Origin of the sequence: Micromonospora sp. NBC_01405 (assembly GCF_045040155.1) — a bacterium.
In the GTDB taxonomy this organism is placed as follows: domain Bacteria; phylum Actinomycetota; class Actinomycetes; order Mycobacteriales; family Micromonosporaceae; genus Micromonospora.
Genome location: NZ_CP109532.1, coordinates 608,067 through 622,989 on the forward strand (window position 1 = coordinate 608,067; position 14,923 = coordinate 622,989).

11 protein-coding genes are annotated in these 14,923 nt (G+C 72.4%); 4 read left to right on the forward strand and 7 right to left on the reverse strand.

The window, feature by feature from the left end; all coding sequences use genetic code 11:
• Positions 1–9: 9 nt before the first annotated feature.
• A complete protein-coding gene (locus tag OG559_RS02050; protein ID WP_405111681.1) occupies positions 10–5,649 on the reverse strand; it encodes a type I polyketide synthase in 5,640 nt (1,879 codons plus the stop codon).
• Between the two features lie 285 nt (positions 5,650–5,934).
• Between OG559_RS02050 and OG559_RS02055 the strand changes: the two genes are divergently transcribed.
• Positions 5,935–6,696 (forward strand): thioesterase II family protein, encoded by a 762-nt coding sequence (locus OG559_RS02055; RefSeq protein WP_405111684.1) that lies wholly within the window; start codon positions 5,935–5,937, stop codon positions 6,694–6,696.
• A 138-nt stretch (positions 6,697–6,834) separates the two neighbouring features.
• Here the strand turns inward: OG559_RS02055 and OG559_RS02060 are convergent, their stop codons facing one another.
• Entirely contained in the window at positions 6,835–7,329 is a 495-nt protein-coding gene (locus tag OG559_RS02060) for a GyrI-like domain-containing protein (RefSeq protein ID WP_405111686.1), read from the reverse strand.
• A 153-nt stretch (positions 7,330–7,482) separates the two neighbouring features.
• On the opposite strand from OG559_RS02060, the gene OG559_RS02065 reads away from it, so the two are divergent.
• Together OG559_RS02065 and OG559_RS02070 are read left to right on the forward strand one after the other, a co-directional pair.
• Positions 7,483–8,316: a phytanoyl-CoA dioxygenase family protein gene (locus OG559_RS02065; protein WP_405111689.1), complete on the forward strand. Its 834-nt coding sequence runs from the start codon at positions 7,483–7,485 to the stop codon at positions 8,314–8,316.
• A gap of 98 nt (positions 8,317–8,414) precedes the next feature.
• Positions 8,415–9,245, forward strand: a complete 831-nt coding sequence (locus tag OG559_RS02070; RefSeq protein WP_405111692.1) for an RNA methyltransferase — start codon at positions 8,415–8,417, stop codon at positions 9,243–9,245.
• A 463-nt stretch (positions 9,246–9,708) separates the two neighbouring features.
• On the opposite strand, the gene OG559_RS02075 is transcribed toward OG559_RS02070, so the two are convergent.
• Positions 9,709–10,320 (reverse strand): TetR/AcrR family transcriptional regulator, encoded by a 612-nt coding sequence (locus OG559_RS02075; protein WP_405111695.1) that lies wholly within the window; start codon positions 10,318–10,320, stop codon positions 9,709–9,711.
• A 67-nt stretch (positions 10,321–10,387) separates the two neighbouring features.
• Between OG559_RS02075 and OG559_RS02080 the strand changes: the two genes are divergently transcribed.
• The gene (locus OG559_RS02080) at positions 10,388–11,341 is read left to right on the forward strand and encodes a VOC family protein (protein WP_405111698.1); all 954 of its coding nucleotides are present in this window, start codon (positions 10,388–10,390) and stop codon (positions 11,339–11,341) included.
• Between the two features lie 108 nt (positions 11,342–11,449).
• On the opposite strand, the gene OG559_RS02085 is transcribed toward OG559_RS02080, so the two are convergent.
• The 4 genes from OG559_RS02085 to OG559_RS02100 all read right to left on the reverse strand — a co-directional run bounded on the left by OG559_RS02085 (position 11,450) and on the right by OG559_RS02100 (position 14,844).
• Complete coding sequence (locus OG559_RS02085) at positions 11,450–11,974, reverse strand: class I SAM-dependent methyltransferase (protein WP_405111700.1); 525 nt, start codon at positions 11,972–11,974, stop codon at positions 11,450–11,452.
• Positions 11,941–12,180, reverse strand: a complete 240-nt coding sequence (locus tag OG559_RS02090; RefSeq protein WP_405111703.1) for a hypothetical protein — start codon at positions 12,178–12,180, stop codon at positions 11,941–11,943. The genes OG559_RS02085 and OG559_RS02090 overlap by 34 nt, the downstream gene beginning before the upstream one ends.
• 171 nt (positions 12,181–12,351) lie before the next feature.
• Complete coding sequence (locus OG559_RS02095) at positions 12,352–13,239, reverse strand: methyltransferase domain-containing protein (protein ID WP_350889260.1); 888 nt, start codon at positions 13,237–13,239, stop codon at positions 12,352–12,354.
• Between the two features lie 30 nt (positions 13,240–13,269).
• Positions 13,270–14,844 (reverse strand): bifunctional 3-(3-hydroxy-phenyl)propionate/3-hydroxycinnamic acid hydroxylase, encoded by a 1,575-nt coding sequence (locus OG559_RS02100; RefSeq protein ID WP_405111708.1) that lies wholly within the window; start codon positions 14,842–14,844, stop codon positions 13,270–13,272.
• Between the last annotated feature and the right edge of the window lie 79 nt (positions 14,845–14,923).

Below are 14,923 nucleotides of genomic sequence, written 5' to 3' on the forward strand. Positions count from 1 at the left end.
GATTCGTGGTCAGGAGCGCCCGAACTTCTGGTCGATGAGGTCGAACAGTTCGTCGTCCGAGGCGTCGTCGATGGCCTGGGTGACGTCGCCGGGTCCCCCGGTGGCGTCGCTCCAGCGGGTGGCCAGGGCCTTGAGCCGGGTCGCGACGGCGGCGCGGGTCTCCTCGTCGGCGGCGAGCCGTTCCAGGTCGTCGGGTCCGGCGGCGGCGAACGCGGCCTCCAGCCGGTCCAGTTCGGCCAGCAGCGTCGACGCCGGGCCGGCCGGCGCGACGTCGGCGAGCAGGAAGTCCGCCAGGGCCGCCGGGGTGGGGCAGTCGAAGATCAGGCTGGCGGGCAGCCGGACGCCGGTGGCGGCGGTGAGCCGGTTGCGCAGCTCGACGGCGGTGAGCGAGTCGAAGCCGAGGCCGGTGAACGTCTGCCCGGACGGGATGACGGTCGACGACGGGTAGCCGAGCACCTCGATGACCTGCCCCTTGACCAGGTCTTCGACGAGCCGCCCGCGGTCGGCGTCGGGCGTGCCGGCGAGCCGCTCGGTGAAGGACGGCCCGGTGCCGCCGGAGCCGGTGGCGCCGGTCGCCCGGCGGGGAGCGCGGACCAGCCCCCGCAGCGGCGCGGGCAGGTTGCCGGTGTCGGACTGGCGGCGCAGCGCGGCGACGTCGAGCAGCGCGGGCACCAGGTGGGGTCGGCCGCCGCGCAGGCCGGCGTCGAACAGGGCGAGCGCCTGGCCGGTGCCGAGGGGGTTGAGGCCGTTGCGGCTGAGCCGCTGGCGCTGGGCGGCGTCGAGGTTCCCGGTCATCCCGCTGGCCTCGGCCCAGAGCCCCCAGGCCAGGGAGGTCGCGGCGAGACCTTCGGCCCGCCGGTGGTGGGCGAGGCCGTCGAGGAACGCGTTCGCGGCGGCGTAGTTGCCCTGCCCCGGGCCGCCGAGGGTGCCGGCGACCGAGGAGAACAGCACGAACACCGGCAGGTCCAGGTGCCGGGTCAGCTCGTGCAGGTGCCAGGCGGCGTCGGCCTTCGCGGACAGCACGGTCGCGATCCGGTCGGCGGTCAGCGCGGACACCACCGCGTCGTCGAGCACCCCGGCGGCGTGCACCACCCCGGTGAGCGGGTGCTCGGCGGGCACGGCGGCGAGCAGCGCGGCGAGGGCGTCCCGGTCGGCCACGTCGCCGGCCACCAGCCGGGCCTGCGCGCCCATCCCGGCCAGGTCGGCGAGCAGCTCCGCCGCGCCGGGCGCGGCGGGGCCCCGCCGGCCGACCAGCAGCAGGTGGCGCGCCTTGTGGGTGGCGACGAGGTGGCGGGCCAGCAGGCCGCCCAGGGCGCCGGTCGCGCCGGTGACCAGGACCGTCCCGTCGGGGTGGAGTTCGGCGCCCAGCGCCGGGTCGAGCTCGGCGGGCGCGAGCCGGGGCACCAGCACCCGGTCGCCCCGCGCGGCGAGCTGGGGTTCGCCGGTGGCCACGGCGCGGGCCAGCACCTCGACCGGGACGTCGACGTCGACGTCGACGAGGACGAAGCGGTCGGGGTGTTCGGCCTGCGCCGAGCGGAGCAGGCCCCACACCGCCGAGCCGGCGAGGTCGGTCACCCGGCCGGGTTCGCCGGCGGGGACGGCGCCGCGGGTCAGCACGACCAGCCGCCGGTCGGCGAGGCGGTCGTCGGCGAGCCAGCCCTGCACGGCGGCCAGCACGTCGGCCAGCAGGGCCCGGGTGGCGGCCGGGACCGGGGCGGGCGCGTCGTCCCGGTACGCGGGCAGCAGCACCAGGCCCGGGTCGAGCCGTCCGTCGGCCACCGCCGCGGCCAGTTCGCCGAGGCCGTACCGGGGCAGGCCGGCGGGGCCGGTCGGGCCGTCGCCGAGCAACACGGCCCGGTGCGGCGCGGCGTCGGCCGGCGGCACGTCCCGCCAGGCGAGGTCGAACAGCGCGTCGGTGCTCGGGCCGGCGGCGCGGACCTGGTCGGCGGTGACCGGGCGGGACACCAGCGAGGCGATGCGGGCGACCCGGGCGCCGGACGGATCGGTGAGGGTCAGGGTCACCCCGCCGCCGCTGCGGCGGGCGCGGACCCGCAGGGCCGTCGCACCGACCGCCGAGAGGGTGACGCCGGTCCAGGCGAACGGCAGCCGGACCCCGGTCGCGTCGGGGTCGTCGTCGAGCAGGCCGACGACGTGCAGCGCGGCGTCCAGCAACGCCGGGTGTACGCCGAATCCGGTGACCTCCGTGCCATCGGGCAGCGCCACCTCGGCGTACACCTCGTCGGCGGCGCGCCGGATCGACCGGAGGCCCCGGAACAGCGGGCCGTACTCGACGCCGAGCCGGGACAGCTCGGCGTACACGGAGTCGACGGGGACGCCCGTGGCGTCGGCCGGCGGCCAGGGCGACGGGTCGTCGGCCCGGTCCGGCGGCGCGGGGACGACGAAGCCGGTGGCGTGCCGGGTCCACTGCGCGTCGGGGTCCCCGGCGGCCCGGGAGTGGACGGTGACCGGCCGGCGACCCTCGTCGTCGGCGGGGCCGAGGTGCACCTGCACGGCCCGGCCGCCCTGCTCGGGCAGGACCAGCGGCGCTTCGAGGGTCAGCTCGTCCAGCGCGTCGCAGCCGGCCCGGGCGCCGGCGTGCATCGTCAGCTCGACCAGGGCGGCGCCGGGGACCACCACGGAGTCCCAGACGACGTGTTCGGTGAGCCACGGGTGGGTCTGGGCGGACAGTTCCGTGCCGAAGATCCGGGCGTCGTCGGCGGCCACCGTGACGGCGGCGCCGAGCAGCGGGTGGTCCACGGCGCGTACGCCGAGACCGGGTGCCCCGACGTCGGCGGGGTCGGTGGTGTTGAGCCAGTACCGCTGGTGGTCGAAGGCGTACGTGGGCAGCTCGGTCCGCCGGGGGCGGGCCCCCGTCCCGGTCAGGTACGCGGCCCAGTCGACGGGCGCGCCCGCGACGTGCAGGTCGGCCAGCGCGGCGAGCATCGTGTCGACCTCGGATCGCCCGGCCCGCATCGTGTCGGCCTCGGGTCGCCCGGCCCGCATCGTGTCGGTCTCGGGCCGCCCGGCCCGCATCGTGTCGGTCTCGGGCCGCCCGGCCCGCATCGTGGGGACGAACCGGACGTCGTCCGTCGCCTCGACGCAGTCCCGCGCCATCGTGGTGAGCACGGAGTCCGGGCCGACCTCCAGGAACAGCGTGACGTCCTGTTCCCGCAGGCAGCGGACCGCGTCGGCGAACCGCACCGGCTGCCGGACGTGACGCACCCAGTAGCCGGGGTCGGCGATCTCCGCCGGGTCCGCCACGGCGCCGGTCAGGTTCGACACGATCGGCACGGCCGGTGGCCGCCAGGTCAGCCCGGCCAGCACGGACGCGAACTCGTCGAGCATCGGCTCCATCAGCCGGGAGTGGAACGCGTGCGACACGGCGAGGGGCTTGGTGCGCCACTCCCGGTCCCGGCAGGCCGCGGCCACCGTCGCGACCTCGTCGAGCGCGCCGGACACCACCACCGCCGCCGGGCCGTTCACCGCCGCCACGTCGACGGCCGCGCCCAGCTCGTCGATCAGCCCGCGCACCCGTTCCTCGGGCGCGCCCACCGCGAGCATGCCCCCGCCGGCCGGCAACGCCTGCATCAGCCGACCCCGCGCCGCCACCAGGACACACGCGTCCTCCAGCGACAACATCCCCGCCGCGTACGCCGCCGTCACCTCACCGACCGAGTGACCGGCTAGGAAGTCGGCCCGTACCCCCCAGGACCGCAGCAGGTCCCACAACGCCACCTCGACGGCGAACAGCCCCGCCTGCGCGAACACCGTCCGGTCGAGCGCGGTCGACGGCCCGCCGGACCACACCACGGCCCGCAACGAGCCCGACAGCTCGGCGTCGATCAGCCCGCACACCCGATCGAAGGACTCCGCGAACACCGGGAACCGGTCGTACAGCTCCCGGCCCATCCCGGCCCGCTGCGAACCCTGACCCGTGAACAGCACCGCCCGACGACCCGACGACACCACACCCGTAGACACCGCACCCGCCGCCGAACCGCCGGCCGCCACCGCGTCCAGGCCCGCCACCAGGTCGTCCACGCCCGAACCCCACACCACCGCACGGTGCTCCAACGCCGCCCGACCCGACACCAACGACCACGCCACGTCCACCGCCGCCAGACCGGAGCGGTCCCGCGCGAACGACGCCAACCGCGCCGCCTGACCCACCAACGCCCGCTCGGAGCGCCCGGACACCACCCACGGCACCGGCGGCCCGGGAACCGCCCGCGCCGGCGGGACCGACTCCTCCACGGGCTCGGGTTCGTCCTCGGGCTGTTCCAGGATCACGTGCGCGTTGGTGCCGGAGATGCCGAACGACGACACCCCCGCCCGGCGCGGCCGGTCCACCCCCGGCCACGGCCTCGCCCGCGTCGCCAGCTCCACCGCGCCCGACGACCAGTCCACGTGCGACGACGGCTCGTCGACATGCAGGGTCGACGGCACCACCCCGTGCCGCATGGCCAGGACCATCTTGATGATCCCCGCGACGCCGGCCGCCGCCTGGGTGTGCCCGATGTTCGACTTCACCGACCCCAACAACAACGGCACATCCCGACCCTGCCCGTACGTCGCCAGCAGCGCCTGCGCCTCGATCGGATCACCCAACGTCGTGCCCGTGCCATGCGCCTCCACCACATCCACGTCCCCCGGGGACAGCCCCGCACTGGCGAGCGCCTGCCGGATCACCCGCTGCTGCGACGGACCATTCGGCGCGGTGAGACCGTTCGACGCGCCGTCCTGATTCACCGCCGTGGCCCGCACCACCGCCAACACCCGACGACCATCCCGCCGCGCGTCCGACAACCGCTGCACGAGCAGCACACCGACGCCCTCGGCGAGCGCCGTGCCGTCGGCGGCCTCGGCGAAGGCCCGACACCGGGCCACCGGGGAGAGGTTGCCCTGCCGGGAGAAGTCGACGAACACCGCCGGGGTCGGCATGACCGTCACGCCGCCGGCGAGCGCCAGGTCGCACTCCCCGGAACGCAGCGCCCGCACCGCGAGGTGCAGCGCGACGAGGGAGGACGAGCAGGCGGTGTCGAGCGTCACCGCCGGCCCCTCGAAGCCGAACGTGTACGCCACCCGGCCGGAGGCGATGCTGCCCACGTTCCCGAGGCCGAGGTAGTCCACCACTCCGGCGGGCGGCGCGTCGGGCGGCTGGGCGTACCCGCTGTGGGTCATGCCGGCGAAGACGCCGACCCGGCCGCCCTTGAGGCTGGTGGGGTCGATGCCCGCCGACTCGACGGCCTCCCAGGACGTCTCCAGCAGCAGGCGCTGCTGCGGGTCCATGGCGAGGGCCTCGCGGGGCGACACCCCGAACAACCGGGCGTCGAACTCGGCGGCGTCGGGGAGGAAGCCTCCCTCCCGGACGGAGGAGGTGCCCTGTCGGGAGCGCTCGGGGTCGTACAGCGTCCCGAGGTCCCAGCCCCGGTCGGCCGGGAACGAGGTGATCGCGTCGCCGCCCGCGGCGACGAGGTCCCAGAGCTGTTCGGCCGAGCGCACCCCGCCGGGGAACCGGCAGCCGATGCCGACGATGGCGATCGGCTGCTGCGCCTCGGCCTCGACGTCGCGTAGGCGTTGCCGGGTTCGCCGCAGATCGGCGGTGACTCTCTTCAGGTACTCCCGGAGCTTGTCTTCGGTGTCCATCAACCCAGCCCATCGCGATGCACGGCGGAGCCTCGACGTAGGCGACGGTACGAATGCGCAGTCGTTCTCAGGCGACACCTGTATCTGTCGTTCGGCTCGCTCGGCCGAGAGCCGCGAGGATCCCCATCTGCGGGGAGAAGTTATTGGGTGCGCGTAAGGTGGGACAACCCCTAACCGTGCGTAGCGGCAGCTAGGGGTGTCCGGCCCCGGTCCACCGCATTAGCGTCGCCTCGACCGGGTCCGCGCCGATCCCGTCAGCGATTTCACCGCCGGAAGGACCGCCGAAGGATGACCACGCCAGAAACCGACAACGGCCTGTGGGTACGACGCTTCCATCCGGCGCCGAGCGGCACCAGGCGGCTGGTGTGCCTGCCCCACGCCGGCGGCTCGGCCAGTTTCTACTTCCCCGTGTCCCGCAGCCTCTCCCCCACCGTGGAGGTGCTGGCGATCCAGTACCCGGGGCGGCAGGACCGGCGCCAGGAGAAGTGCATCGGCGACATCCACGAGCTGGCTCGGGCGGTTCACTCCGTGCTGCGGCCGTGGCTCGACGAGCCGGTGGCGATCTTCGGTCACAGCATGGGTGCGAGCATCGGCTTCGAGCTGGCCCGGCTGATCGAGCGGGACGGCGGTTCGGCCGCCCACCTGTTCGCCTCCGGCCGCCGCGCGCCGTCCTGCCCCCGGGACGAGACGGTGCACCTGCTCGACGACGAGGGCCTGCTGGCGGACGTACGCAAGCTGAGCGGCACCAACGCCGCCATCCTCGGCGACCAGGAGCTGCTGCGCGCCGCGCTGCCGGCCATCCGCAGCGACTACCGGGCCGCCGAGACGTACGCCTACCGTCCCGGGCCGCCGCTGAGCTGCCCGATCACCGCCTTCACCGGCGACAACGACCCGAAGACCACGGTCGACGAGGCCCGCGCCTGGTCGACCCACACCACCGGCCCGTTCGACCTGAAGGTCTACCCCGGCGGCCACTTCTTCCTCGCCGACCAGCAGGCCGCGGTGCTGCGGGCCATCTCGACGGCCCTGGCTGCCGCCCCGACCCGCTGACCGGGCGACGTCCGGCCGACCGGCGAGAGCGTCAATGGTGCTGGTGACCAGTTGCAGTTCCCGGATCCGACGCAAGACGGACCAGCCCGTCCAGGCGGTGACCCCCAGCCTGAGGCTGTCTGGATGCCCGCCAGATCGTTACGCCGGTTCGACGGGCAGCCAGAGTTCACAGGTCGCGGTGCTGAAGTCGTTCGTAGGCTCAAGCACCGCGACGATTTCCGGACCTGGCCGCAGACGCCACGGGTTGGACGGGAACCACGTGGCTGCGGCCGTGGCCCAGGCCTTCTGCAGGGTCTGCGGATGCGGCCCCGTGGTCCGGATGACCACCCAGCTGCCGGCCGGAACTTCGATGATGTCGAGGCCGCCGGGGACCGGCGTACCCGGGGACACGGCGACCCCGTGAAGGTAGGTCAGCTCGCTGCCCTCGGCGTAGTCGGGGTCAAGGTCGTCGCTGACCGCGAGCAGGCCGCTCGGCTCAGTGTTGCCGAGAGCCTTCAAGCGCAGGTGCTCCTCCGTCGGCAGTGCGGTGACGTGCCGCTGGATGTGCGGGTTGATGCCCTGACGGACCAGCCGAACGCGGGCCGCGTGTCCCACGAGCCGGAACTCGGGATGGTCGACGATGCGGGTGTCCACGTGTTCGCTCCCTTCGACGGTCAGACGGAGTGTCGAGATCATCAAGCCTCCGTCCGACGTCAACCTTGGTCGCAGCGCACCGGGCAGCACCCGACAAAAGCGGCGCGGACAATGTCGGGTGATCGAGACCGGCGCCGCCGCACGATGGGGGGCATGGATGACACGACCTTGGTATCCCGCTTTCTTCGCGACGGCTTCGTAAAGCTGGAGGGCGCCGTCGCGCCGCGCGTGGCAGCGGACTGCGCGCGGCTGCTGTGGCGGGAGACGGGCTGCGACCCGGACGATCCAGCGACGTGGACGCAGCCCGTGTACTGGGTGCCCGGCATGGCGCAGGGGCCGTTCGTCGCCGCTCCCAACTCCCCGTTCCTCCATCACGCGTACGACCTGCTCGTCGGCGCGGGCCGCTGGGAGCCGCGCTACTCGCTGGGCACGTTCCCGCTGCGCTTCCCGCACGAAGAGGAGCCGGACGACGCGGGCTGGCACATCGAGGGCAGCTATCTGCCGGAGGGCGAGAGCTGGTACTTCACCAATGTGCGCTCCCGGGGCCGGGCACTGCTGATGCTGTTCCTGTTCAGTGAGGTCGGTGAGAAGGACGCCCCGACCCGGATCCGGGTCGGCTCACACCTCGACGTGCCGAAGGTGCTGGAGAAGTACGGGGAGGACGGAGCGAGCGGACTGGCCCTTGCGCCCGACCTGGTGGCGGCGTCCGAGCACCGGCCGATCGCCCTCGCCACCGGATCTCCGGGCGACGTCTTCCTGTGCCACCCATTCCTGGTGCACGCGGCGCAACCGCACCACGGAACGCGGCCTCGCTTCATGGCCCAACCGCCGCTGATGCCAGCCGCACCGTACGAACTGGAGCGGGCCGACGGCGCATACTCACCCGTAGAGATCGCGATCCGTCAGGGTCTCGGACAGGACGCCCTCGGTCCGGACGGAGACGGCACCGACCGCGGCGCCGGGGCGACAAGCCCCGTCCGTTCCTGAGCGCCTGGCCTAAGGTCTTGTCGGAAACCTCGGGGAGCCAGAGGCCGGTGAAGTGTGGCAGGCAGGGCATGGGCGGGCTACGTGCGACGGAGGCGGGGTTGGCAGTGGTTCTGCGAGTGAGTGGCCGCAATGCGCGGTTCCAGCAGTGGAAAGCTCTCCTCGACAATCGGACCAAGCGGCAGCGACGCGGCGAGTTCCTCGTGCAGGGCGTGCGCCCGATCACCATGGCCGTCGAACACGGCTGGCAGATCCGGGAGCTGCTCTACGACACCAGCGCTCAGCTGTCCGGCTGGGCACGCGAGGCCCTGGACACAGTCCGGGCCGAGAAGTTCGCCGTCTCGCGTGAACTGATGCACGAACTGGGAGGTAAGGCAGACACGGTTCCAGAGCTGCTGGCCGTGGTCGCGCTGCCGGAGGACAACCTGCGCCGTATCCCGGTCGGTCCGAGCATGCTCACCGTCGTGTTCGATCGGCCCACCAGCCCCGGCAATATCGGGACCCTCGTTCGGTCGGCGGACGCCTTCGGCGCCAGCGGCGTCATCGTCACCGGCCACGCCGCCGACGTGTACGACCCGAAGGCGGTCCGGGCGAGCACCGGCTCGCTGTTCGCCTTGCCCGTGGTCCGGGTGCCCTCCCACCAGGCCGTTCTATCGTGGGTCGCTGACGTCCGCGCCAACGGCATCGGCATCGGCATCATGGGAACCGATGAGCGCGGCACCCTGGACGCCGCCGAGTACGACTTCACACAACCCACCCTGACGTTGATCGGCAACGAGACCACCGGCCTCAGCTCCGGCTGGCGCGAGGCATGCGACCAGCTCGTCCGGATCCCCATGTTCGGGTCCGCCAGCTCCCTGAACGCGGCGACCGCCGCGACTGTCGTGCTGTACGAATCGGCACGCCAGCGGGCCGCCGCCGCCCGGCGGTAGCGCACTGATCGCCGGCGGCCGCCCGGCGGCTGTCCGCCACCATCGCGCTACCTGAGCCGCGGCGCCCGTCTGCGGACAGGCGCCGCAGCCGGACACCACACGGGCGCGGGCGGACGTCGTCCTCGCCGCGATCGTGCCGGGCGGATCCGGCGACCGCCCGAATGCCGGTCTTGGCGTCGGGCGCGCAGATCGCCGATAGCAGCCGCTCCGCCAGGACCTCCGGCCGCAACGCAACGACTCCCAACCGATTCCGAGGCATGAGACGCTACGGACTGCGGACGGCGCTCGGCCGGCGCGGATCTCGGCAAATCCGGTCGCCCCCGATGCCCTGTCAGCGGCTACTTGTTTCATTGACCTGCGACCATGGCCCGGCCACGCTCCGTGACGCCCCCTCGGCGGCATGAGAGTGTGCGGCGAGACGACCATCGGAGGATGGGTGGGGGTGGGTCGTTCGCAGTGCCCGTCAGCGCGGTTGCTCGTGGGTCCAGCTTTGCCTCAGGTGGCCGATCAGGTCGATGAATACAGAGAAGGTGTGGTCGACGCGTTCGCGGTCGTTGGTGGCCAGGAGATCGAGTTGCAGGCCACGTGCCTGCGCCACGATCATCGACGCGATCAAGGGCGCCTGCTCGCCGGGGCATCCTTCCGCCATAACCAGCAGCTGCATGAGCCCGAGCGCGTCGCGCATGGCTTGCTGGAGGAAACGCTCGTAGCGCTCCGGCTCTCGCGTGGCCTGAGCGAAGACTTCGAACAGCAGGCGATAGACCGGCAGGCTGTCCGCGGTCGTCGACCGCCGCCACCACAGGCCCAGGTCGGCCAGGGTGCCGAAGGAATCGGCCACGCCGGCCGCGTCCGTCAACCGCTGGCGGAGCGCATCGGTCACCTCGGTGAGGAGAGCCTCTTTGGTGCCGAAGTGGTGCAGCAGGGTGCCGTGGCTGACCCCCACCGCCTCGGCCAATGGCCGCATCGCCAGTCCCGCCAGCCCGTGCGAGAGGACGTAGTCGACCACGGCGTCGAGCAGTTCGGGCCGCCGGTGCTGGTAGCGAAGGCGCCGACCGTCTATGTGTTCCGCGCTCATGCGTCTCACGATACGTACGCCTCAAGTAGCTTGACCAAACGGTCAGGCTACTTCTACCTTGGTCGACATGGCCCCCGAGATCACCCGCCTGCACCACGTCGGTCACGTAGTCCGCGACATGCCCGCCGCGCTCGCTCTGTATCGACGGCTGGGGTTCGCGCTGCCCGGGCCGAGTTATCCCGCGATGGCGCCGCACGACGGAGGCGCACTCGAGCCGTTCGGCGCGGCCAACACCCACGCCGACTTCGCTCAGGACTTCATCGAACTGGTGACCGTCGTCGACGCCAGGGGCGTGGGTAGTCGAGTGCCGGCCGACGCGCGGCTGGTCCCGCTGAACGCCCCTGCCGCCGCGATGCCGTTGCTGATGGAGCGGATCAACACCACCAGCGCGAATCTGTCCGCCTGCCTGGACCGGTACGAAGGCCTGCACATCCTGATGTTCTCGTCGCCCGATATCGAGGCGACCGCCGCTCGTCTCACGAACTCCGGGGTGAAACACGGCGGGATCAACACCGTGCGACGCCCAGTGGGCCCACAGGTCGAAGTAGTCCGATATCTAGAGATCGACGGCGTGCGGCCAGGCGTGGAGGCCGAAGGCAGGATCGGTGTCGTCGCGGATCTTGATCGCGGAATCCAGAGCTCCCGGGCGGTCGAGCATCCCAACGGCGCCGTCGGCCTCGTGGATGCCACGCTCTGCATCGCCGACTTTGAGCTGGACGCCGTCCGGACCCGCTACGAGGCTTACCTTGACCGCACACCCACAGACAACGGGCATGGTTATGTGTTTGACCTCGGCGAGGCGACACTGACCCTCGTGCCGGCATCCGGCCTCGCCGAGGATCTGCCCGGACAGCAACCACCAGCACTGCCCGCCCTCGTTGCCTACACGGTCGCAGTCCGCGACCTGGCCGCGACGAAGAACCTCCTGCAGGCCAATGAGGTCCCGCTGCGCCGAGCAGCGTCCGGGGAGCTCTTCGTACCAGCCACCGCCGCTATCGGAACGGTGATCGCGTTCCGCTGAACAACCGACGGAAACTCCTACGCCGCCCGCCATACCAACGCACTCAAATCGGCAGATCCGGTCTCTCCGATGCGCTGTCAGCAGCAGGTGCGGACGGCGTCGGCGCGGTCAGTGGTCTTCGGCGTAGTGGGAGTGCACGGCGGGTTGTCCGGTGTAGTTGGCACCAGCACGATCGTCGGCGCCGAGGTAGCGGTACGGGAGGCGGACCTCACGGCGGCCTGTGCAGCTGATCCGGCAGCGACGGGGATCGTAGGAGAACCCGGCGGCGCGGAGTCGGGCGGTGAGGCGCCGCCCAGCGGGTAGCCCGTCAGGAAGCCGGATGCTGGCCAGGTCCAGGTCGGCCACGAGCCGGCCGGTGGGAGTCAGCCAGCCGGCCGCCCGGGCCAGGACGGCGAGCTTGTCTCCGACGTAGTGCAGTCCGTGCAGACAGGTGATCAGATCGAACGTCCGCGTTGGTGCCCAGTTGGCGACGGAGGCGCAGATGAGCTCCAGGTGCGAAGGTGGTGCCGGTACGGGATCGAAGGCGTCGACCAGGTCGACCCCGACGAGGACTGTCCGCTCGGTCAGCCCTGCCAGGCGCAGCTCCCCGGCGGCCTGGATCAGCGCCCGACCGGTGCCGCAGCACAGATCCAACCAGCCGGCGGCTGCCGAAGTTCGGCCCGGCCGGCACCGACAAGTCCGGCGGCGAGGACGTCAAGGGGGTTGAACCCCAGCTCCCGGGTGTAGCTGTTCACCCCGGACAGCTGCCGCTCGCGGTTCATGGCGCAGTTGGCCACCACCGCCGACTGCTCCAAGGCGTCGTTGCCCAGCAGTTCGACACTGGCGCGCTGGTCAGCCACGGCAACATCATCCCAGAGACAGCTCCTCAGACTGAACCCCCGACCAGCGGCAGGTGAGTGCGCTGAAGCAACCCGCACTGTCCGACAACAGGCGTCAGCCCCCATGCTGCTCAGTCAGGCGAGGGCCCGTCGACCGTCGACCGGTCGGCGGGCCCTCGGCCCGGTGCGCGCTCAGCGCTTGTGGGCGACGGCGATCACGTAGTCGAGGTTGGCCAGCTCGCGCTTCATCAGGTCCTGGTTCTTCCAGTGCGAGGCCATGCTCTTGCGCACGGCCGGCTTGACGGCGGCTTGGAAGTCCGGGTCGTTGGTCCGGTCGGCCATGTAGCGCCGCCAGCCCTCCCAGGTGTGGTCCTTGATGGACTGCACCTCGGGCCGGTCGAACCCGGCGTCGGCGAGCTGCTGGGCGTACGTCTCGCGGTCGTGCCAGTTCTCCTTGGGGATGCTGAACTTGACGAAGCTCAGCGGGCCCGACTGGATGGCGGCCCGGACCACGTTCTCGCTGACCGGGATGATGTCGGCGGTGGCGAGGACGCCGCCCGGCTTGAGCACCCGCAGCGCCTCGGCGAAGAACGCGCTGCGCGGGTAGAAGTGGAAGGCCGATTCCAGGGCGACGACCCGGTCGAAGGTGGCGTCGGGGAACGGCAGCTCGGTGGCGCTGCCCAGCTGGAAGTCGGTCCGGTCGGCGAGCCCCTCCTCCTGCGCCCGCCGCTGGGCCGCCTCGATGTGGTGCGGGGTGATGTTGAGCCCGACGACTTTGCCGACGCGGCCCGAGCGCAGCCAGCTGAAGTCCTGGTCGGCGTAGCCGAACCCGACGTCGAGGATGGTGTCGTCCGGCTTCAGGCCGGCGGCGTCGGCGAGCTTGCCGGCCAGCGCCTCGGCGGCGTCGTCGATGTCTGTGACGCCGTCCTCCCAGTAGCCGACGTTCATGTAGTGGGTGCGGCGGGCCGCGAACTCCACGTCGGGGGCCTGGATCTCGTAGAAGCGCCGGACCCGGGTGACGGGGTCGGCGGTGAAGACGGTTCGGATGGCCCTCGCCGCGATCTTCAGGTTGTCGAGCATGGTGCTCCTTCCAGGTGGGTCGGCTGCTGATCAGCCGCGCCCGACCTGCTGACGCAGGTCGTCGACGAGAGCGGGCACGGCGGCCGGGTCGGCCGCCGTGCCGAAGACGTAGAAGTCGGGCCGGACGAGCACCGCTGCCGCGTCGTGCCGCTTCAGGTGGGACAGGTAGACGTCGTCGAGGTCCTCGACCGTCGTCCCGGCGCCGGCTGCGGGGGCGGGGGCGCCGGCGGGGACGACCCGCACCAGCCGGGCGCCGAGGGAGTCCAGGAACGCCCGGGCGTCCGCGTCGAGCAGTTCCGCGGGATCCTCGGCGCAGATCAGGGCGAAGCCGGTGCCGACGACGTCGTCGAAGCGCCCGGTGCGGCCGTCGACCTCGACGTGTCCCTGCGGCATCGGCTCGCCGGCGCCGGGGCCGACGGAACCGTCCGGCCGGTGCAGCACGCCGCTGACCAGGGCCTCCAGCAGGGACCGGGTCCGGGCGCGGGTGGTACGGCGGCGCAGCTCGGCCAGCATGATCGAGTCCCGGCCGGCCGCGGCGGTGCGGTCCGTCTCGCAGATCACCGTTCCGGAGTCCATCGACATCTTGATGGCGTGCTGCACGTGCGCGCAGCGTTCCTGCTGGTACGTGTCGAGCAGCGCCTCGTCGGCCAGGCCCCGGTGGACCAGGTCCAGCTTCCAGGCGAGGTTGAGCGCGTCGCGGAACCCGGAGCTCATCCCCTGCCCCATGAACGGGGGCATCACGTGCGCCGCGTCGCCGGCGAGGATGATCCGGCCGGAGCGCCACCGGTCGGCGGAGCACGCCTGGGTGGTGTAGACGCCGTACCGCTCCAGCGTGGCGTTGTCCGGGGTGATGTCGAAGAGCCCGAGCAGCCGCCAGACGCTGTCGGCGCTCTCGAACTCCTCCCGGCTCTCGCCGGGCACCCGCATGAACTCCCACCGCCGGTGCCCGGGGCCGGCGGACACGGCGGTGCGGGGCCGGGCCGGGTCGCAGACCTGGAGGTTGTTGGGCTTGAACTCGCGGGCCTCGTTCGGCACCACGTCGCAGACCAGCCAGTCGTGGGTGAAGCCGAGGTCGGTCACGGTGCTGCCGAGGTGTTCCCGGACGTAGCTGTTGGCGCCGTCGCAGCCCACCACCCAGCGGGCCGCCCGGACCTGCGGGCCGTCCGGCCCGTCGATGGTGACCTCGACCCGGTCGTCGTGCTCGGTCAGCGCCGTCACCACGTACGGGCGCAGCACGGTGACCCCGGGCAGCTCCGTGCCCCGCTCGGCGAGCACCGCCTCCAGGCCGGGCTGGTAGAAGGAGACCGAGTCGGGCCAGCCCATCGGCCCGTCGCCGGCGACCTTGACGTGCAGCAGGGTCCGCCCGAAGCCGTTCTTGAAGGTGTACTCCCCGGACGACTCGACGACCGGGCCGAGGCGGTCGGCGACCCCGGCGGCGGCCAGGATCCGGCTCGCCTCGCCGTCGTAGGAGACGGCGCGCGGGAAGTTGTACGGGGTCTCCCACCGTTCGACCGCCGTGACGGTGAGCCCTCGCTGCGCCAGCAGGATCGTGAGCATCTCGCCCACCGGGCCGTAGCCCACGATCAGGACGTCGGTCATCAGCATCGGTATCGGTTCCTCGCGTGGGGGTCGGGTGTCGGGGCGGGGACTCCGGCCGGTCGGCGGAACGGGCGGGCCGCCGGCC

Coding starts and splice junctions, on each gene's coding strand:
- OG559_RS02055 (WP_405111684.1), top strand. CDS start 5,935: ATGACCACGCCAGAAACCGACAACGGCCTGTGGGTACGACGCTTCCAT.
- OG559_RS02065 (WP_405111689.1), top strand. CDS start 7,483: ATGGATGACACGACCTTGGTATCCCGCTTTCTTCGCGACGGCTTCGTA.
- OG559_RS02075 (WP_405111695.1), bottom strand. CDS start 10,320: ATGAGCGCGGAACACATAGACGGTCGGCGCCTTCGCTACCAGCACCGG.
- OG559_RS02080 (WP_405111698.1), top strand. CDS start 10,388: ATGGCCCCCGAGATCACCCGCCTGCACCACGTCGGTCACGTAGTCCGC.
- OG559_RS02095 (WP_350889260.1), bottom strand. CDS start 13,239: ATGCTCGACAACCTGAAGATCGCGGCGAGGGCCATCCGAACCGTCTTC.
- OG559_RS02100 (WP_405111708.1), bottom strand. CDS start 14,844: ATGCTGATGACCGACGTCCTGATCGTGGGCTACGGCCCGGTGGGCGAG.